This window comes from Oceanobacillus sp. CFH 90083 (genome assembly GCF_009389585.1).
GTDB lineage: Bacteria > Bacillota > Bacilli > Bacillales > Amphibacillaceae > Oceanobacillus.
In genome coordinates this window covers 150,882-170,022 of record NZ_VIYG01000005.1, presented here as the reverse complement: position 1 = coordinate 170,022, position 19,141 = coordinate 150,882, and the positions used below count along the sequence as shown (strand labels likewise).

The 19,141-nt window shown below is 37.9% G+C and carries 18 protein-coding genes; 8 read left to right on the top strand and 10 right to left on the bottom strand.

From position 1 onward, the window contains the following. Nucleotides 1-385: 385 nt before the first annotated feature. The 7 genes from miaB to hfq all read left to right on the top strand — a co-directional run bounded on the left by miaB (nt 386) and on the right by hfq (nt 9,058). Nucleotides 386-1,945 (top strand): tRNA (N6-isopentenyl adenosine(37)-C2)-methylthiotransferase MiaB, encoded by a 1,560-nt coding sequence (miaB, locus tag FLK20_RS09530; protein ID WP_152656332.1) that lies wholly within the window; start codon nt 386-388, stop codon nt 1,943-1,945. Nucleotide 1,946: 1 nt separating this feature from the next. Then, the gene (locus tag FLK20_RS09525; RefSeq protein ID WP_152656331.1) at nt 1,947-2,375 is read left to right on the top strand and encodes a YlbF/YmcA family competence regulator; all 429 of its coding nucleotides are present in this window, start codon (nt 1,947-1,949) and stop codon (nt 2,373-2,375) included. A gap of 189 nt (nt 2,376-2,564) precedes the next feature. Further along, entirely contained in the window at nt 2,565-3,137 is a 573-nt protein-coding gene (locus FLK20_RS09520) for an outer spore coat protein CotE (protein WP_152656330.1), read from the top strand. A gap of 187 nt (nt 3,138-3,324) precedes the next feature. Then, nucleotides 3,325-5,922 carry a DNA mismatch repair protein MutS gene (mutS, locus tag FLK20_RS09515; RefSeq protein WP_152656329.1) on the top strand — a complete coding sequence of 866 codons (2,598 nt, stop codon included), beginning with the start codon at nt 3,325-3,327 and terminating at the stop codon, nt 5,920-5,922. A gap of 22 nt (nt 5,923-5,944) precedes the next feature. Next, nucleotides 5,945-7,819: a DNA mismatch repair endonuclease MutL gene (mutL, locus tag FLK20_RS09510; protein ID WP_152656328.1), complete on the top strand. Its 1,875-nt coding sequence runs from the start codon at nt 5,945-5,947 to the stop codon at nt 7,817-7,819. A 37-nt stretch (nt 7,820-7,856) separates the two neighbouring features. Then, nucleotides 7,857-8,798 carry a tRNA (adenosine(37)-N6)-dimethylallyltransferase MiaA gene (miaA, locus tag FLK20_RS09505; RefSeq protein WP_152656327.1) on the top strand — a complete coding sequence of 314 codons (942 nt, stop codon included), beginning with the start codon at nt 7,857-7,859 and terminating at the stop codon, nt 8,796-8,798. Between the two features lie 35 nt (nt 8,799-8,833). Continuing rightward, a complete protein-coding gene (gene hfq, locus FLK20_RS09500; protein WP_077601236.1) occupies nt 8,834-9,058 on the top strand; it encodes an RNA chaperone Hfq in 225 nt (74 codons plus the stop codon). 102 nt (nt 9,059-9,160) lie between these two features. On the opposite strand, the gene FLK20_RS09495 is transcribed toward hfq, so the two are convergent. The 10 genes from FLK20_RS09495 to FLK20_RS09450 all read right to left on the bottom strand — a co-directional run bounded on the left by FLK20_RS09495 (nt 9,161) and on the right by FLK20_RS09450 (nt 18,130). Next, on the bottom strand, nt 9,161-10,237 hold the full coding sequence (locus FLK20_RS09495; RefSeq protein WP_152656326.1) for a type I restriction endonuclease: 1,077 nt from the start codon (nt 10,235-10,237) through the stop codon (nt 9,161-9,163). A 623-nt stretch (nt 10,238-10,860) separates the two neighbouring features. After that, complete coding sequence (sigK, locus tag FLK20_RS09490; protein WP_152656325.1) at nt 10,861-11,568, bottom strand: RNA polymerase sporulation sigma factor SigK; 708 nt, start codon at nt 11,566-11,568, stop codon at nt 10,861-10,863. A 223-nt stretch (nt 11,569-11,791) separates the two neighbouring features. Then, nucleotides 11,792-12,139, bottom strand: coding sequence for a monovalent cation/H(+) antiporter subunit G (mnhG, locus tag FLK20_RS09485; protein ID WP_152656516.1), 348 nt, complete (start codon nt 12,137-12,139; stop codon nt 11,792-11,794). Then, a complete protein-coding gene (locus FLK20_RS09480; RefSeq protein ID WP_152656324.1) occupies nt 12,132-12,410 on the bottom strand; it encodes a Na(+)/H(+) antiporter subunit F1 in 279 nt (92 codons plus the stop codon). Before FLK20_RS09480 ends, mnhG begins: the two co-directional genes overlap by 8 nt. Continuing rightward, the gene (locus tag FLK20_RS09475) at nt 12,410-12,886 is read right to left on the bottom strand and encodes a Na+/H+ antiporter subunit E (RefSeq protein WP_152656323.1); all 477 of its coding nucleotides are present in this window, start codon (nt 12,884-12,886) and stop codon (nt 12,410-12,412) included. The genes FLK20_RS09480 and FLK20_RS09475 overlap by 1 nt, the downstream gene beginning before the upstream one ends. Nucleotides 12,887-12,891: 5 nt before the next feature. Continuing rightward, the gene (locus FLK20_RS09470; RefSeq protein ID WP_152656322.1) at nt 12,892-14,376 is read right to left on the bottom strand and encodes a Na+/H+ antiporter subunit D; all 1,485 of its coding nucleotides are present in this window, start codon (nt 14,374-14,376) and stop codon (nt 12,892-12,894) included. Beyond that, a complete protein-coding gene (locus FLK20_RS09465; RefSeq protein WP_152656321.1) occupies nt 14,369-14,707 on the bottom strand; it encodes a Na(+)/H(+) antiporter subunit C in 339 nt (112 codons plus the stop codon). Before FLK20_RS09465 ends, FLK20_RS09470 begins: the two co-directional genes overlap by 8 nt. Next, nucleotides 14,707-15,138: a Na(+)/H(+) antiporter subunit B gene (locus FLK20_RS09460; protein WP_370453180.1), complete on the bottom strand. Its 432-nt coding sequence runs from the start codon at nt 15,136-15,138 to the stop codon at nt 14,707-14,709. Before FLK20_RS09460 ends, FLK20_RS09465 begins: the two co-directional genes overlap by 1 nt. Then, complete coding sequence (locus tag FLK20_RS09455; RefSeq protein WP_152656320.1) at nt 15,135-17,552, bottom strand: Na+/H+ antiporter subunit A; 2,418 nt, start codon at nt 17,550-17,552, stop codon at nt 15,135-15,137. Before FLK20_RS09455 ends, FLK20_RS09460 begins: the two co-directional genes overlap by 4 nt. A gap of 437 nt (nt 17,553-17,989) precedes the next feature. Further along, a complete protein-coding gene (locus FLK20_RS09450; protein ID WP_040980271.1) occupies nt 17,990-18,130 on the bottom strand; it encodes a sporulation histidine kinase inhibitor Sda in 141 nt (46 codons plus the stop codon). A 494-nt stretch (nt 18,131-18,624) separates the two neighbouring features. Between FLK20_RS09450 and FLK20_RS09445 the strand changes: the two genes are divergently transcribed. Continuing rightward, nucleotides 18,625-19,140: a YqeG family HAD IIIA-type phosphatase gene (locus tag FLK20_RS09445; protein WP_152656319.1), complete on the top strand. Its 516-nt coding sequence runs from the start codon at nt 18,625-18,627 to the stop codon at nt 19,138-19,140. The last annotated feature ends 1 nt before the right edge of the window (nt 19,141 follow it).

The following is a 19,141-nucleotide window of genomic DNA, read 5'->3' as shown; positions in this document are numbered from 1 at the left end:
AAAGTTCAAGGCAGCGCAGCGTTACGTAACGGAAAAAGCAAGCTACGTGCTTTGCAGGGTCCGATGACTTCTACGCCCGCCACACGACATGGGCGTCCTTAGTAGAAGTTCCATTTACTGCTGTGTCGTTTTTGTGGAGCATTTTGAACTTCCTCTTCAAAAGAAATGAACATACTGCCCGGGTTGGATAAGGCATGCCTGTTCTCGGATTAACTGGTTATTTAGCAATGATTCTTTGTGAAACATAAAAATCTCTTTTTTCATATTCGAAAAAAGAGATTTTTATGTTTCAAGCCTTGAATATTGTACAATTTTTATATAGGCTTTATACTGTAAGTTAGTGCATCAATACATATGAATCAATGAATGAAAGGGGATTAACCTGATGAACGAACAACAACGTAAACAACAGGCCCAGATTCGTAGCGAAGAAGCAAATATTGAACGAATTAAGAATACATCCAGTGAAGAATTAATCGCTAAATATTTTCATGCGGATTATGAGCCGCAGTCACCAGATATAAAGAAAGCGAGAAAGCGTCGCAAGGAAGATATTCAGTTTCATTATGATTTCTCTATCCCGGAGGATATGCAACGAATTGGCGAAGGTAAAAAATTTCTAATCCGGACTTACGGCTGTCAAATGAATGAGCATGATACAGAGGTAATGGCCGGCATCCTGTCTGAAATGGGCTATGAATCCACGAATGTGACCGAAGAAGCAGATATTATCTTGCTTAATACTTGTGCGATTCGAGAAAATGCTGAGAATAAAGTATTTGGTGAAATTGGTCATTTAAAACCATTAAAATTGGAAAAGCCAGACCTTATTATCGGTGTCTGCGGCTGTATGTCGCAGGAGGAATCCGTAGTAGACCGGATTTTGAAAAAGCATCAGCATATCGATTTGATTTTTGGAACGCATAATATTCACCGTCTGCCGCATCTTGTCAAGGAAGCAATGTTCGGCAAAGAAATGATCGTTGAGGTATGGTCTAAAGAAGGCGATATTATTGAGAATCTGCCTAAGGCCCGTAAAGGTAAAATCAAAGCATGGGTTAATATTATGTACGGCTGTGATAAATTCTGTACGTACTGTATTGTACCGATGACCCGCGGGAAAGAGCGGAGCCGACGTCCGCAGGATATTATCCAGGAAATCCGTCATCTTGTCGCACAGGGCTATAAAGAAGTAACGCTCCTTGGCCAAAATGTGAATGCATACGGAAAAGACTTTGAGGATATCGAGTATGGCTTAGGTGATTTAATGAATGATATTCATAAGATTGATATCCCGCGTGTCCGGTTTACAACCTCCCATCCTCGTGACTTTGATGATCGTTTAATTGAAGTTTTGGCACAGGGCGGAAATCTTCTCGACCACATTCATTTACCGGTTCAATCTGGAAGCAGTGAAATATTGAAGAAAATGAATCGTAAATATACACGGGAAGAGTATCTGGAACTGGTTAGAAAAATTCGTGAAGCTATGCCTCACGCCACATTGACAACGGACATTATTGTCGGCTTCCCGAATGAAACAGAAGAGCAGTTTGAAGAAACGATGACATTAGTGGAAGAAGTCGGATTTGAAGCAGCTTATACTTTTATTTATTCACCACGTGAAGGTACACCGGCTGCCAGAAAGAAAGATGATGTCCCTGAAGAAGTGAAAAAACAACGCTTATATCGGTTAAATGAGCTGGTTAATAAACAATCAGCAGAATCAATGAAATCATATCAGGGTGAAATTGTGAAGGTGCTTGTTGAAGGGGAAAGCAAGAAGGATCCGGATGTCCTGGCCGGTTATACGGAAAGAAATAAATTAGTCAACTTTAAAGGTCCAAAAACAGCAATCGGTCAGATTGTAGAGGTAGAAATTACAGAGACAAAAACATGGTCATTAAATGGTGTCATGGTCGAGAATAGAGTTGAGGTGAAATAAAATGGCGATGTATGAGCGAAAAGAAGTACTGGACGAAGCAAGAAAGCTGGCAGCAATGCTTGCAAACACAGAAGAAATTGAACGCTTTAAACAGGTAGAAGCTAAATTAAATCAAAATAAAAAAGTACAAGGCTTAATTAAGAAAATTAAAACCTTGCAAAAACAGGCTGTGAATTTTCAGGCCTATGATAAAAAGGAAGCATTGCAGCGCATTGAGCAGGAACTCGACCGTCTGCAAAATGAAATTGATGAAATTCCTATCGTTCAGGAATTTAAAGAAACGCAGATTGTGGTTAATGATGTATTGCAGCTGGTTTCCAAAACTATATCCCGTACAGTTACCAATAATATTATTGAGTCTACAGGCGGTGATGTGCTTAAAGGTGAAACGGGCTCACAAACAGACAATAGTTCCAGCTGTGCGCACTAATCCTGTGTCCGTTTAATAAAATGAATGAACAGATAAAGCCGGGCAATTATTTGTCTGGCTTTTTGTTAAAATAAGAACCTTTCAAGCTGTCTTTCGTGCCTACTTTTCTTTTTTCTTGGCAATAGTTATGCACTTTAGGTATTTGCCGTGCATAAAATGACTATGAAAAAAGAGGAGGTAAAATATATCATGACTTTTCTTGATAAAGAATATAGAGAAATCATTACAAAAGCAGTATGTGGTAAAGGCAGAAAATTTACCAAAGATACCCATACGATAACACCAAGCCATCGTCCGACAAGTATTCTTGGATGCTGGATCATTAATCATTTGTACCACGCAAAGAAGAAGTCTGAGGATACTGTCATTATCAGTGGCAGTTATGATATTAATGTATGGTATTCTTACAATGATAATACGAAAACAGAGGTTATCACAGAAAGGGTGGAATACACAGATATAGTTCCTTTATCTGTAAAAGACGATAATTGTATTAACGATGAGTACGATATTATTGCTAAAGTACTGCAGCAGCCGAATTGCTTAGAATGTACAATTTCCGATAAAGGCGGCAGTATCACAGTCGATATTGAGCGTGAATTTGTTGTGCAAATTATTGGAGAAACAAAAATCTGTGTCAAAGTAAAACCAAACTGGAAGAGCGATGACGAGGAAGATGATGTTCTCTGGGATTATGAGATGACAGACGATGAGGCAGAAGATATCAGACCGGATTTTATCCATCATAAACACAAGGATTAACTTGATGCGAGAGTAGTAATTACTCTCGTTTTCTTTTTATAGAACCATATAGGACAAGGGTGCTTAAGAATATGCTATAATGGAATTCGATTCATTTTAAATTCTATGGTACCGGTAAGAGAATTTTAGTATCAAATTTTAACATAGAAATAAAACAGATAATTTTAGTAAGCTGGAGGAATTTTTCATGGCAAAATTAACACCAATGATGCAGCAATACATAGAGATAAAATCACAATACAAGGATGCTTTTTTATTTTATCGGCTCGGAGATTTTTATGAGCTGTTTTATGATGATGCCATTCAGGCTGCCGGAGAGCTGGAAATTACTTTAACAAAGCGGGCTGGCGGCAATGATCCTATCCCGATGTGCGGCGTACCGTATCATTCTGCGGAAAACTATATCAAAGTACTAATTGAAAAAGGCTATAAGGTGGCTATCTGTGAGCAAGTCGAAGATCCAAAGACAGCTAAAGGTGTGGTAAAACGCGAGGTTGTCCAAATGATAACACCGGGTACGGTTATGGAGAGCACGATGCTTGTAGAGGGAGAAAATAATTATATCGGCAGTCTGTCTCATTTTGATGACGGGTCCTTTGTTATTGCTTATAATGATCTATCTACCGGGGAGAACCGCCTTGCTTTAATGGAGGATGGCTGGGACAGTGTCATTCATGAATTTTATCATCAGCCTGTCAGAGAAATTGTGATCTCCTCACATCTGCCTGAAGAAATGCAGATGCATCTCCAGGAACGATTGCAGGTGACATTATCGTATCAGGACGAGGTGAATTTTAATGCAGAATTTCGTGATTTAAGCGAGAACTTAAATGATGAGCGTCTGATGCAGGCTTTCAGCAGATTATTAAATTATATCCAAAATACCCAAAAGCGCTCCTTAGATCATTTGCAGCCGGCAGAGGTCATCGAATTAAAACAATATATGAGCCTTGATATGTATTCAAAGCGTAATTTGGAACTGACAGAGTCGATTATGAAAAAATCAAAGCATGGCAGCTTATTATGGGTGCTGGACAAAACGGTAACAGCTATGGGAGCAAGAATGCTGAAAAAATGGCTGGAGCGGCCGTTATTGAACCAGGTTAAAATAAATCGCCGTTTGGAAGTGGTTGAGACCTTTTTAAATGCGTTTATGGAACGGGAGAATCTGCGGGAAAATTTAAAATCTGTATATGACTTAGAACGATTATCTGGAAGGATTGCTTTTGGAAATGTCAATGCAAGAGATCTGATTCAGTTAAAACAGTCCCTGCAGAAAATTCCTGCGATTAAGGAAACGCTCGATCAGCTGGATGTACCTGAAGTCATCGAGCTGGCAGATGCTTTAATCTATCCGGATAATATTGTGGACCTTCTGGAAAAAAGCTTAGTAGAAGAGCCGCCGCTTTCGATCAAAGAAGGGGCTTTAATTAAAGAAGGCTATCATGAAGAACTGGATAAATATCGTGATGCTTCTCAGAATGGCAAGCAATGGATTGCGTCGCTGGAGAAAAAAGAACGGGAAGTAACCGGAATTAAGTCGCTGAAAATCGGATATAACCGGGTCTTTGGCTATTATATTGAGGTGACAAAACCTAACCTGCCTTTATTAAAAGATGACCGCTATGAGCGAAAACAGACCCTTACCAACGCAGAACGCTTTATCACACCGGAGCTAAAAGAAAAAGAAACACTTATTTTAGAAGCAGACGAGAAAAGTGTGGAGCTGGAGTACGATTTATTTATTAAAATCAGAGAGCGGATCAAGCAGGATATTCCGTTGATTCAGCAGCTTGCACAAATCATCAGTGAAATAGATGTATTACAAGGCTTCGCAACAATTAGTGAAGAAAATAATTATAAGCGGCCAACCTTTCAGGAAGGTGTCTTCTCTGTAGAAGGAGGACGGCATCCCGTTGTCGAGCAGGTAATGAAAAATGGGACTTTTGTTCCTAATGATGTACAGCTGGATGATAAGCATCAAATGCTGCTTATTACCGGTCCAAATATGTCTGGTAAGAGTACTTATATGCGGCAGGTAGCTTTAATTGCAATTATGGGACAGACAGGCTGCTTTATCCCGGCTGAATCAGCAACATTGCCTGTTTTTGATCAGATTTTTACGCGAATCGGTGCAGCAGATGATTTAGTGTCTGGACAAAGCACCTTTATGGTCGAGATGCTTGAGGCTAAACATGCCATTCAAAATGCTACGGCCAGCAGTCTGATTTTATTAGATGAAATTGGACGCGGAACAAGCACATATGATGGTATGGCCTTAGCTCAGGCGATTGTAGAATACATTCATAACCATATTCATGCGAAAACACTTTTTTCAACCCATTATCATGAGCTGACAGCATTAGAAGCTTCTTTAGAGCATTTAAAAAATATCCATGTCCGGGCAGAAGAGCATGAAGGAAATGTCGTTTTTCTTCATCAAATAAAAGAAGGAGCAGCAGACCAGAGCTATGGGATTCATGTCGCCAAGTTAGCTGATTTGCCGGATGAACTAATCAACCGTGCATCTGTTATTTTGGAAGGACTGGAGGAGAGCGATGCCAAACAAGAACAGACAGCGTCCGTATCTGCATTTGAACAGGAAACAGAGCAATCCGATCAATTATCCTTTTTTGTAGAGGAAACGAATAAAGAGAGACAGCCGGCTGCATTCACAAATAAAGAAAACACAGCTCTGGCGGAGCTCAAAAATTTAAATATATTAGAAATGAATCCATTAGAAGCCATGAATGAATTATATCGCCTGCAGAAGAAAATCAAGTAGTACGTAAGAGGAAGGTGATAACATGCCAATTATGCAAATGTCCGATAGTCTGGCAAATAAAATCGCAGCAGGAGAAGTTGTAGAACGTCCTGCTTCGGTGGTAAAAGAAATCGTAGAAAACAGTATTGATGCAGGAGCCACCTGGATACGAATCGATGTACATGAGGCTGGTTTGTCAGAAATACGTATTGTCGATAATGGCTCAGGTATTGCGGCGGAGGATGTGGAGAAGGCTTTTCTGCCGCATGCGACGAGTAAAATAAGTACAGAAAATGATTTATTTCATGTGAAAACACTTGGCTTCCGCGGAGAGGCATTAGCGAGTATTGCATCTGTAAGCAGGCTCTCTATCCAAACATCGGAAGGAAATGCTGCAGGAGTGTCACTGGAATTAGAAGGTGGCGAAGTTGTCAAAAGAGGGAAGAGCGATGCCCGTCAAGGGACAGAAATAGTTGTCAGAGATTTATTTTACAATACGCCGGCACGTTTGAAATATATGAAAAGCCTGCATACGGAGCTTGGACATATATCAGACGTTTTGAACCGGATGGCGTTAGCTCACCCGGAAATCCGGATAGAAGCAACCCATAATGGCAAGGGACTTTTAAAAACGTCCGGTAACCATGATATGCTGCAGGTGATTTCCCAGGTGTACGGGATGAGCGTTGCCAGGCAGATGTCGCAGGTCGAGTATAAAACGCTGGATTTTACCATTACCGGATATATTGCCAAGCCAGAAGTAACGAGAGCATCCAGAAGTTATATGTCAACGATTATTAATGGCAGATTTGTCCGTAATGTCGCTTTAAACAAAGCGGTTATCGAAGGCTATCACACCTTGCTGCCAATTGGACGTTCACCAATTGTCGTCCTTGCTATTGAGATGGATCCAATTCTCGTAGATGTGAACGTGCACCCGGCTAAGCTGGAGGTTCGCTTCAGCAAGGAGAAAGAGTTATATACAGCTGTCAAAGATATGATCCAGTCCCACTTCAGGAAGATGACACTGATTCCCGAGGTATCGAAAAAGCCGGAGCCCTCAAAAAAATCAGAGCAGCATACCTTTCAATTTGAGACAGAGCCTGCTAATCCAATGAAGGAGAAGCCGGCAGAGTTTAAGAAGCCAGAAACGGTTATCAAGGAAGGAAACTTATTTCTGAAGGAAGAACCTGCTCTTCTCCGTGATGAGAATACGGATATAAGGATAAATACAGAAGAACAGGACCCATCTGTCGATTCAGAAACAAAAACGTCTGAGAAGCTTCTAAATAAAGATAAAACACCTCAGTCAGAAGAAAAATCAGAACAGCAGCCGCGCGTGCCGATGATGTATCCAATTGGCCAGCTGCAGGGAACCTATATTATGGCGCAAAACGAAAATGGCTTATACATGGTCGATCAGCATGCCGCACAGGAACGGGTCAAATATGAGTTTTTTAAAAATAAGCTCGGTAGACCAATCAACGAATCACAGGAGCTTTTAATACCGATGACCTTTGACTTTTCTAAAAAAGAAGCTATTTTTATTGAAGAGGCAAAGGATACGCTGGAAAAGGCAGGATTATTTTTTGAGCCCTTTGGTCAGCAGACCTACGTTATACGCTCCCATCCCACCTGGTTTCCGGCAGGCTTTGAAGAAGAAATTATCCGGGAAATGGTGGATCAGTTTATTCAGGAGTCCTCGGTGAATGTAGAAAAAATTCGTGAAGAAGCAGCGATATTAATGTCCTGTAAAAGGTCGATAAAAGCAAATCATTATTTAACAAACGAGGAAATGTTTCAGCTGCTTGAAGATTTGCGAAATACGACAGATCCTTTTACGTGTCCGCATGGAAGACCGATTATTGTTCATTTCTCTACGTATGAATTAGAAAAGATGTTTAAACGTATTATGTAGAATGGAAACAAAAAAGATAAAATTGAGGAAGATTTAAATGAAGAAAAAAGTAATCTCTATTGTAGGACCAACAGCAGTCGGGAAAACCGCATTAGGCATTGCTGCTGCTAAAAAGTTTCAGGGAGAAATTATCAGCGGTGATTCGACCCAAGTGTATATCGGTATGGATATCGGGACAGCAAAGGTAACGCCGGAAGAAACAAAAGGCGTCCCCCATCATATGATTGATATTATCAAGCCTGATCAGCCTTTCTCTGTCGCAGATTTTCAGGAGCATGTGAAATATCATATTGAAGCGGTTCACGAGCGGGGCAACCTTCCTATTATCGTTGGCGGCAGTGGATTATATATCCAATCTGTGTTATTTGATTATCATTTCTCCGACCAGCGCCGTGATGAAGCATTAACGAAAAAGTTATTTGAACAGATTGAAGCAGAGGGTTCTGAAAATTTATATAAACGCTTGAAGCAGATTGATCCGGAACAGGCCAAAAAAGTTCATCCAAACAATCATCGTCGCCTTGTTCGGGCACTGGAGGTCTATGAGCTGACAGGGCTGACTATGTCAGAATATCAAAAGGAACAGCAGGCAGAATCCCCGTATGATCCATTTATTATTGGATTAGATATGGAGCGTGCAGTATTATATGACCGAATTAACCGGCGCGTGGATCAAATGATAGAGGCGGGTTTAATTGACGAGGTTCAGTCACTTATTCAGGAAGGCTATAAAGACTGTCAATCCATCCATGCGATCGGCTACAAGGAGATTGCTTCCTATTTAGAGCATCGTCTGTCAAAAGCAGATGCTATCAGCGCTGTAAAACAAAACTCGCGCAAATATGCAAAAAGACAGCTCACCTGGTTTCGGAATAAGCTGGATGTGAACTGGTATCAGGTTACAGAAAAAGAAGCAGCGCAACAAATGAAATTAATTTTAAATGATTTAGCAGGATTTTTACAGGAAAAAGTAGAATAAACATGTATAGATAGAAAAGAGGAGGAACTTATTTTATGGCCCAATCCGTCAATATTCAGGATCAATATTTAAATCAACTGCGAAAGAATCATATTTTTGTAACTGTTTTTTTAACGAATGGCTTTCAGTTAAGGGGAACTGTAAAAGCATTTGATAATTTCACGGTACTGTTAGAAACAGATGGCAAGCAGCAACTTATCTTTAAACATGCTATTTCTACATTCTCTCCGTCAAAGAATGTGGAGATTGAGAAAGAATAAAGCGGTATTATAAAAGAGAGAAGCTTGAATGAACTTCTCTCTTTTGTTATTCACAGGGCATTTAATTTTTGTTTAAAGTGAATTAAACTAGATTTTAATTAATTAATTAATTAATGAAGCTGTAACTGTTTTAAGTTTTTCCTTATGAATCATCAAATCAGAGACTTTCTCTATATTCACAGTCGTTTTATCAGTGTCATTGAATTGAATATATTTTTTATTGTAATCCAACCCTAAACGACAAACCCACTTCCTAATGTTGTCATCCAATAATATGTTAAAATAGCTTTTATTATCCCGATAGTAAATTCTGTCTTCCTCTATGATTTCAGATAAAATAATTTTAGCAATAGCGTAACCTTGAATTTCTTCCTCTGTTGTGATAATTCCTACATCAGCAGCATTGGTTTCATCAGAATCGTTCTCAGTTTGTTTATTTTCTTCATCTGTATTATTTTCATCATTAGTAGAATTTAATGCTGCGCTTAATTTTTTGTTCACTAATTCATTAATGAACTGTTTTAATGATTGTTTAACTATAGGAGAAAACTGATTAATAATATTTTTTGTTTTGCGTCCTTCATAAACATGAGCTAAGATGAAGGAAATAAATTCATCATTAGGATCATCCCAAATTTCTGTCAGCAGAGATTTGATTTTACTTGTATATTTTAACTCTGAAGCAGTGCTAAAAATATTTTCTAAGTCAAATTTGTCCTTTTTGAATTTTTCTAACTCTACAATCTCACTATCTTTTAAATCAAGCAAATTGAATTCAAAAAAAGGAGAGGAATCCATTTTGTTTTGTTCATCCAGGTCAGTATAAAATTTATACTCGATTCCATTTGTTAAAATAGCAAATTTGGCTGTTGTAGTTCCAAAATAGCGAAATAGTTGCGAATCATGCTTGTTTAATTGTTCTGAAATTGATTTAGCCTCAATTAAAATTACAGGCATGTCGTTGTCCATTATGGCATAATCTACTTTTTCTCCTTTTTTAATCCCGACGTCAGCTGTATACTCTGGAGTAAATTCACTTGGATTAAATACATCATACCCTAGAGTTTGAAAAAAAGGCATAACAATGCTTGTTTTAGTTGCTTCTTCGGTTGCAATTTTTCCCTCTAATGATTCTACTCTTTTAGCAAGTCCTTTTAATTTATCTTTTAATTCAGACATCTGTATGTACACTCCTTTAAAATATTTGATAGATATTTAGTCTATTATTCATTGGTGAAATTCTTCTATATTACATTTATTTTACACTATTTATCTAATTAATAAATACTATTGAGTAAATTAGATTAACTTTTTTGTTTTTTGACATAAATAATGTATGAAACTCATGGAATTGATAAGAAAAGCAAGACAAGATAGGATTATTTCTTATTAATAAGATTGTTAATGATGAAACAAAAAAGTATGAAACTTTATTGTACTCATTTTATAGAAAGAAAAATGCCCCAAGTGATTATACTCATTTGGGGCATTTGCATGTTCAAAAAGATCCAAATTAGAAGCAAAAATATCAAGGTGACGATTTTTTGCGAAAGGACATTTACAGGGTGTGATGACTTCTTTACTCGACACATGGCGTGGACGATCTTAATAGAAGTCCCTTTATACTTTTGTAGGACGAGTAATCGAAGTCACGGTTCAGGTCCATCCTAAAAGCGCGTTAACTAAAGAACTCACCGCTTATCATTTGAGGGCTTAGTGAAAAGCCGTTACTAGTGCTTATTGTTACTTTAATAATTTATCTAGCAAAGCTCGAAAAATAAATATTTATTTTAGTTACTCACTTACAAAGATGGATGCTCATTCCGGTAATACTCATGAAACACCTTCATCAATGCCCGTTTTTCAATTCGTGAAACATAGCTTCTGGAAATATTTAATTTCTTTGCGATTTCCCGCTGTGTCATCTCTTCCTGATCATTTAAGCCGTAGCGGTACACAATCACTTCACGTTCCCGGCTGTCTAAAATAGAGAAATACTGTTCAATCTTGGAAATTTCCATATTTAATTGAATATACTCAATCACATTTTCATTTTCAGCCTCTAGTATATCGATTAAGCTGATTTCGTTACCTTCTTTATCCTGCCCGATCGGGTCGTGGAGGGAGACATCTTTTTTTACCTTCTTAAGTGCTCGTAAATGCATCAGTATTTCATTCTCTACACAACGGGCAGCATAGGTAGCAAGCTTTGTTCCTTTTCCGGTAGAGAAGCTTTCTACCCCTTTGATTAACCCAATTGTCCCGATCGAGATTAAATCTTCCATATCTTCCCCGGTATTTTCAAATTTTTTAACCAGGTGAGCAACAAGCCGGAGATTATGCTCAATCAGTTTGTTTCTGGCATCTTCATCTCCTTCCTGCATCAATTGGATGTATTTTGCTTCTTCCTTTGGGGAAAGTGGCTGGGGGAAAGATTGATTCTTTACGTAAGAGACAAAGAATAAAGCTTCTTTAATAAACAATCCAAGTGCAGATAATACAATGGACAAATCCCATCACCTCCAAGAGTCAGCACCTTTAAACCTTCTAGGTAATTGCCTATAGCCTAATCTTATGTCGGTAAGATGAAAAACGTGTCTGTCCATAAATAAAACGAAGATGGAAATAAAAAATAACTTTATTTCTTCCGGTAATTCATAAACGTATAGTAAGCATAACTCATATAAAAAGCTCAGATTTCCTTGATCATCAAGGGTAATCTGAGCTTTCCATTTATTTATCTCTGTCTTTTGCTTCGTACATTTCTTTTAAATCATCAGTTACAGTATTCTTATCGAGTTTAACACCATTACGATAGGCTGACCTGGTGATCATTAAGCTGGCCACGGGAGCTGTTAAGAATAAGAATAAAATAGCTAATAGTATCTTTGCATTCATAACACCTTGTGATAAAAAGTGAATAAACACAGCAAGCATTATAAAAATAACACCTAATGTCGCGCTTTTCCCAGAAGCATGTGCGCGGCTGTATACATCCTTTAATCTGACAATTCCGATAGCACTTACTACAGCAAAGAATACGCCAATGACAACAAAGACAGCTACAATTACATCAATCATCCCGGTCAATGACAACACCTCTTTCCAGGAATTTTGACAGGGTTAAAGTCCCGACAAAACCTAATATCGTAAGTACGAGAACAATGTCAGAGAATACAGATGTGTCTTGTAAAATCATCAGTATACCGATAAACCCGACAAGCAGAACACCGATAGCATCCAATGCCAGAATTCTATCCTGCGTAGAGGGACCGATAATAATACGGATAAACAAGAGTACAAGTGCAATGGAGAGTGCACTTAATGCAATAATCATCACCGTATCAAACATTATTTCGTCACCTCCATAATCGCTTTTTCAAAAGAGTCCTGAATATCTTTAATCATTGCCTCTTTATCTGGAACATCAATCGAATGGACATAAATGGTTTTACTGTCATCGGAGAAATCCATGGAAATAGTTCCCGGAGTTAATGTGATTAACGCTGCCAGCATGGAAATTTCAAAATCTGATTCCAGATGTGTTCTCACAGCAACAATTCCAGGCTTATGATCTTGCTTTGGCTTAAGTACTACTTTCACAACATCAATATTTGCTTTAATTAATTCAATCATAAATAGATAAATTAATTTAATAATAGCCCAGACTTTCTTTAAATAAAAATCAAACTTAAGAAAACGGCGTATGACAATTAAAATCAGAATGCCGATAATATAACCGAAAAGGAAGCTTACGAATGTATACTCATTTTGTAAAAACATCCAGAGTACCGCGAGCATGACGTTTATTAATATTTGAAAAGGCATAGCAACTACTCCTTCAGCACAGATTCAATATAATTTGTAGGGTCCATAATTTCTTCTGCAACTTCCATCGAATACGTGAAAATCGGTTCTGCTGCAAAACCTAAAATAATGGTCAGTGCAACAAGCGGTAAGATAGGCAGTAACAGCTTGCCTACTGGAATCTTTGCTTGTTCTTCTGTATGCTTCTGCTTGCCCCAGAAGGCATAGCTGAATATTTTCATCATCGAAAATAGTGTCAGCAGCCCGACTAAGAGGGCTACAGCAGAAATGACATATTGCTGCTCCTCAAAACCAGCTAATATAATTGGAAACTTACTGAAGAATCCGCTTAATGGCGGAATACCTGCCAAGGAAATAGCGGTGATAAAGAACATCCAGGCAAGCCAGGGGTGCGTACCAATTAAACCGCCCATTTTCCTTAAATCTGTTGTTCCCGTAATTTTCTGTGTTGCTCCGGCAAATAAGAAAAGTGCTGTTTTTACAATCATGTGATGCGCAATATAATAAATGGCACCAGCAACAGCCAATGGTGTGAAAATACCAAGTCCCATTACCATATAACCGACCTGACTGATAATATGGTAGGAGAGAATCCGTTTGAAATCAAATTGCGATACGGCTCCAAGAACCCCTAACAGCATGGTGAAACCAGCGATGGTAACGATAAGTCCCTTATGTGTAAAGGATGTATCATGATTAAAAATAAGGGTAAATGTACGGATAATCGCATAGATACCTACTTTTGTCAAAAGTCCGCCGAATAATGCCGCTATGGCTGCAGGAGGACCGAAATAAGATCTTGGCAACCAGAAATATAACGGAAATAAAGCTCCCTTACATGCAAAAACAATAAACAATATAATCGCTACAATGTTAAGTGCACCTGTCTGCTCAAGCTCTGAGACCCGCTCAGCCATATGCGCCATATTCATTGTTCCGGTAATCGAATATACCCAGGCTATTCCGACAATAAAAAGAGCGGATGCAAAAATGTTAATAATCACATATTTAAAAGACTCTCTTAACTGATAGCCTGTTCCTCCATGAACAATTAATCCATAAGAAGATATTAGCATGACTTCAAAGAATACAAACAGGTTAAATAAATCGCCTGTTAAAAAAGATCCATTTACCCCGATCATTAAGAACAGGTAAAGCGGGTAGAAAAATTGCTTCTCTCTATCCCGGGATACAGTTCGGAAAGCGAAGAACAAACAAACTGTTCCGACCAAAGTGGATAAAAGCAGCATCAGCGTTGACAGAAGATCTGCCACGATAACAATCCCGAATGGTGCTTCCCAATCACCGACCTCTAAAACGATGGTTCCATGCTGATGCACATAGATTGCTAAAAATATAGAAAGTGCCAATAATGCCAGCATGGTTATTCCGCTGATGATACGCTGCATCGTATGCCTTTTGTACAATAGTATAAGTATACCACCGATTATAAAAGGAATAATAATCGGTAAAATTATGATATTATTCATCGGCAGAACCCCTCAATTTTTCTAAATCATCTGTTTTATGCACTTTATATGTGCGATAAGACATCACTAGTAGTAATGCAGTTACAGCAAAGCTGATAACAATTGCTGTCAGTACAAGTGCGTGTGGCAGCGGATCTGTATAAGCTTCTGCGTCAAAGCTTAAAATTGGTGACGCACCACGTTGTAAGCCGGACATCGTTACTAATAGAAGGTGCACTCCATGAGAAAGTAATAAAGTGGCTACTGCAACGCGGAGCAGATTTTTGGACATGAACAGATAGATACTGACACTAAAAATAATCCCTATAACAATTGACATTAATAGTTCCATTATTTATCATCCTCCGCGATTGTTAAAATAATTGTTAACGCACTGGCAAGCACGACAAAGTATACCCCTAAGTCAAAAGGCAGTGCCGTGGTCAATTCTACTTCACCAATCAATGGGATTTGAAAGTAATCAAAATATTGTTTCAGATAAGAATCTCCCAAGAAAATAGAAACTAAGCCAGTTACACCGGGTAAAAGCAATCCAATTCCAATGATTTTGATAAAATCAAAACGGATGACCTTTTTAATCGGATTCAGACCGAATGAAAGGTATAAAATGAGAATCGCACTTGCGGTCATTAATCCTCCGATAAATCCTCCTCCAGGGCTGTTATGTCCAGCCAGCATTAAATAAATAGAGAAGGAGAGGACGACGAGTATAATTAACCTTGCCAATGTCTGCAGCATCATATTATTAGGTTTTTTCATCATACATCCTCACCGCCTTTAAAACGTAATCGAATCAAGCTGACAACAGTCAATACAGCTAAAGACACAACCAATACCTCAAGCATAGTATCCAGACCACGAAAATCTACTAAAATAACATTTACAATATTATATCCGCCAGCTTTTTCTTTTGAATTCTCTGTATAGTATTCAGAAATAGATTCATAATTTGCCTCTTGTCCCATTGAAAACGCTGATAAGGACCCGAGTGTAATCATTAATCCAAAACCAATGGAAATAACTAACTTGATTGTTTTCATTCTTGGCGGTGTCTTCACCTTTTTTAGTTTTGGCAAGTGATAAAAGACAAGCATAAATAAAACAACCGATACAGTTTCGATTAGCAGCTGTGTCAATGCTAAATCGGGAGCTCTGAATAGAACAAACAGAAGCGCTACAAGAAAGCCGCTGACACCAGTTGTAATAATAATCGCTATCCGGTTATTGAGAAACGGGATAGTCAGGATAGAACCAACAAATACGGAAATAACAAGCCATGTATAAATCGGTATTGGCGATAAATCAAGGTTTTGAATTAATGGCAGGTTATATCGATACATGGTATAACCCATGATTAATATAATAAATGTACACATATAGATAAAGTAATCTCTTAATCTGCCGGTCATCTGAATTCGGGTTAAGCCCTGTGAACCTTTAATTAAGCCATCATAACCGTAGTCATAGGCAGCATTGAATAAGTCTTTTTCCCCACGATAGAACGCAGTATTTTCCCATTTTTTAAATGTCATAAATAAGAGAACACCTAAAACAATAATACCAATTGTCATAAAGAGTTCAGCTGAAAAGCCATGCCAATGCGTGATGTGTACATCAAAAAACTCTCCCGGGGAAAGAATTCCGGGGGCAATAGCTGCCATAGCAGGCTCAATAATGGAATATGCCAGCAAATTAGGGAAAAGCCCGAATACAATAACGAGAACAGCTAATATAACAGGGCTGATTAACATCCCGGCAGGCGCTTCATGAACATGCTTGACTTTTAGCTTGCTGATATCGAATTTACCCATAAATGTCTTTGAAAACATCAGAATACAATATAAGAAGGTAAAAACACTAGCAATAAAAGCAATAATTGGAATGATAAAGCCAAATGCTTCTAAGTTGAAAATACCATATTCCGTTACATTCAGCATTCCTGTTAAAAACAGCTCTTTACTTAAGAAGCCGTTGAATGGAGGTAATCCTGCCATCGAAGCAAGGCCAATCAGAGAAATGGTTGCTGTCACAGGCATAATCGTCATTAGCCCGCCTAATTTACGAATATCCCGCGTTCCCGTTTCATGATCAACAATCCCCACTGCCATAAACAAGCTTCCTTTAAAGGTTGCGTGGTTAATCAAATGAAATACAGCCGCTAAAATTGCCGTCATGTATAAAGCGCTGTCTCCATCCTGAAAATAGAATGCAGCAGACCCTGCCCCCAGTAAGCTCATGATTAAACCAAGCTGACTGACCGTAGAATAGGCCAGTATACCTTTTAAATCCTTCTGTCGCACTGCGGATATAGATCCCCAAATTAAGGTGATGAGTCCGGCAGCAGTAATAATCCAAAACCACTCCGGTGCACCGCCAAAAACGCCCGTTAATCTGGCAACAAGGTAAATCCCTGCTTTCACCATAGTTGCAGAGTGAAGATAAGCACTGACCGGTGTCGGTGCTTCCATTGCGTCAGGCAGCCAGATATGGAATGGAAATTGAGCAGACTTGGTAAATGCTCCTAATAAGACTAGAATCATTGCCGGAATAAACAAGCTGCTTGCCATGATAATATCTGCATTTGCAACAAGCTCTCTGATGCTGAATGTGCCTGCAATAATGTAAAGTAAAGAGAAGCCGGCAAGCATGGATAATCCGCCGAAAACAGTGATATACATTGATTTTTGAGCGCCGTAAATAGATTTCTCTCTTGTATACCAATAGCTGATTAATAATGAAGATGCAATACTTGTTACTTCCCAGAAAACGTAAATAACAATTAAGTTATCAGAAAGAACGACTCCCAGCATAGCACCCATAAACATTAAAAGATAGACATAGAAGTTATTCAGCTTTTCTTTTCGTTTCGACAAATAGTAGATAGAGTATAGAACTACAAGTGCTCCGATTCCTGTAATCAATAATGCGAACAGCAGACTTAGACCGTCAACATATACATTGAAGTTTATGCCGAGTGAAGGAACCCAGTCCAGATTATTTAAAATAGCTTCGCCAGATGAGGTCCTGGGTATAAAGGATAAGAAATAAATGAACAGGACCAGAGGCAGAATGAAAACAAACCAGCCAGTATGTATTCTTTTTAAATACTTATACAGGAATGGAATAAGTATGGCTGCGATAAATGGTGATAAGACAGCCCAATGCAATAACGTCAACAGTAATTCCTCCTTTATTAGGAATAACGAATTCCTTTTAATTACAAGGTAATATTAAAAAGTTTAAATATTCCTTCAGTTAAAAGCGCTCTCTTTCATTCCTGATGTTAAAAATAAAAAAGCTTGTTTATTTTATATAAAATAAAGGTAAAAGCTTTCTTTTATTAGTACATCCTCTTTTACAGCATATAAAGTTATTCGGTGTAATTATGAAGGGGGAATACCATGCTTTTTATTAATTGCTCTCCATCTCTTTACGATTTTTTTGCACAAATCAGAGTGCTATTTTAAATTATAACCTATTCAGAAGGTGGATGCATACAAAAAGAATGCAGTTGTGAGAGTTGAAAGTCTGTATTTTAAATAGGAAGAAACAAGGGGAAAAGCGCAAAAAAAAACTCCAATATTTAAATTGAAGCTTTGTGAAAAAGACAAAATTATACAGATTCCTTAATTTTATGAGTCAGAGATCTTTTATGGATTTCTTCCTCAAATAAAGAAAGAAAATCAGGACTTAGGTTTAATGCTATTGCAGTATAGTATGATTCTAATAATAGTTCGTCCGATAATGTTTCCACAATACAACCTCCTCATTTAATAGACAAATCTTTTTAAGTTAATAATAATTTAACACGTGTATCTTGTGTTAACAAGCTTTAACTTATCTACATATAGTTGTATATAAACTGTGTATAAAAAGGTGAGTAACTGCGTTCGTGATTGTTATATGTACATTTTAATGTTGATAAAGTTATCCACAAAATCGGATATTATCGGAATTTGTCGAACGATTTTTAGGGCGAAGATGCATTTTATTGAGTTTTTTGCATAGTCACACTTTATTAAAAAAGAAAAATTTAGAAATTGCTGTCGATTGATGAATCTCAGAGAAGAGATAATAATTTTTCGTAATGCTAGTCAGTTGTAGCAGGATTAGGTATAATGTGATGTAGCATAGAGTTGCTTTATCTTGTATTTGTCAGATTTAAATCAGCAGTAGTGCCTGTATAAGTGAAATATACTACATAATTAAGTACCATATGCAATTTATTGGAAATTTCGAGGTGTGTATATGTTTTCTATATTTTTGCCAAACGAGCAGATTGATCAAATTTTTGACCTGAAGCCGGAAAACTTAAAGAAAAAAGGAATTAAAGGAATTATAACAGACTTGGATAATACGCTGGTTGCATGGGATGTAAAGGATGCAACACCGGATATTATTACATGGCTTCAAACAATGGAAGAAAATGATATAAAAGTAACGATAATATCAAATAATAATCAAGAGAGGGTCACTGTTTTTTCAGAACCGCTCGGAACGCCATTTGTGTTTCGCGCCAGAAAGCCATTGACAAGAGCTTTTAAGCTGGCAGCTAAGCAGATGAAGCTTAAAAAAGAAGAAATCCTGGTTGTTGGTGATCAGCTGCTGACAGATGTCCTTGGCGGCAATTTAGCCGGTTTTTACACGGTTTTGGTTGTTCCTGTGGTGCAAACCGATGAGAAAATAACAAGGATTAACCGTTTTATTGAACGAAGAATTTTAAAAAGAAAAGCAAGCAAAGACAGAATCAATAGGGAGGAATAAG

Coding starts and splice junctions, on each gene's coding strand:
- miaB (WP_152656332.1), top strand. CDS start 386: ATGAACGAACAACAACGTAAACAACAGGCCCAGATTCGTAGCGAAGAA.
- FLK20_RS09525 (WP_152656331.1), top strand. CDS start 1,947: ATGGCGATGTATGAGCGAAAAGAAGTACTGGACGAAGCAAGAAAGCTG.
- FLK20_RS09520 (WP_152656330.1), top strand. CDS start 2,565: ATGACTTTTCTTGATAAAGAATATAGAGAAATCATTACAAAAGCAGTA.
- mutS (WP_152656329.1), top strand. CDS start 3,325: ATGGCAAAATTAACACCAATGATGCAGCAATACATAGAGATAAAATCA.
- mutL (WP_152656328.1), top strand. CDS start 5,945: ATGCCAATTATGCAAATGTCCGATAGTCTGGCAAATAAAATCGCAGCA.
- miaA (WP_152656327.1), top strand. CDS start 7,857: ATGAAGAAAAAAGTAATCTCTATTGTAGGACCAACAGCAGTCGGGAAA.
- hfq (WP_077601236.1), top strand. CDS start 8,834: ATGGCCCAATCCGTCAATATTCAGGATCAATATTTAAATCAACTGCGA.
- FLK20_RS09495 (WP_152656326.1), bottom strand. CDS start 10,237: ATGTCTGAATTAAAAGATAAATTAAAAGGACTTGCTAAAAGAGTAGAA.
- mnhG (WP_152656516.1), bottom strand. CDS start 12,139: ATGATTGATGTAATTGTAGCTGTCTTTGTTGTCATTGGCGTATTCTTT.
- FLK20_RS09480 (WP_152656324.1), bottom strand. CDS start 12,410: ATGTTTGATACGGTGATGATTATTGCATTAAGTGCACTCTCCATTGCA.
- FLK20_RS09475 (WP_152656323.1), bottom strand. CDS start 12,886: ATGCCTTTTCAAATATTAATAAACGTCATGCTCGCGGTACTCTGGATG.
- FLK20_RS09470 (WP_152656322.1), bottom strand. CDS start 14,376: ATGAATAATATCATAATTTTACCGATTATTATTCCTTTTATAATCGGT.
- FLK20_RS09465 (WP_152656321.1), bottom strand. CDS start 14,707: ATGGAACTATTAATGTCAATTGTTATAGGGATTATTTTTAGTGTCAGT.
- FLK20_RS09460 (WP_370453180.1), bottom strand. CDS start 15,138: ATGATGAAAAAACCTAATAATATGATGCTGCAGACATTGGCAAGGTTA.
- FLK20_RS09445 (WP_152656319.1), top strand. CDS start 18,625: ATGTTTTCTATATTTTTGCCAAACGAGCAGATTGATCAAATTTTTGAC.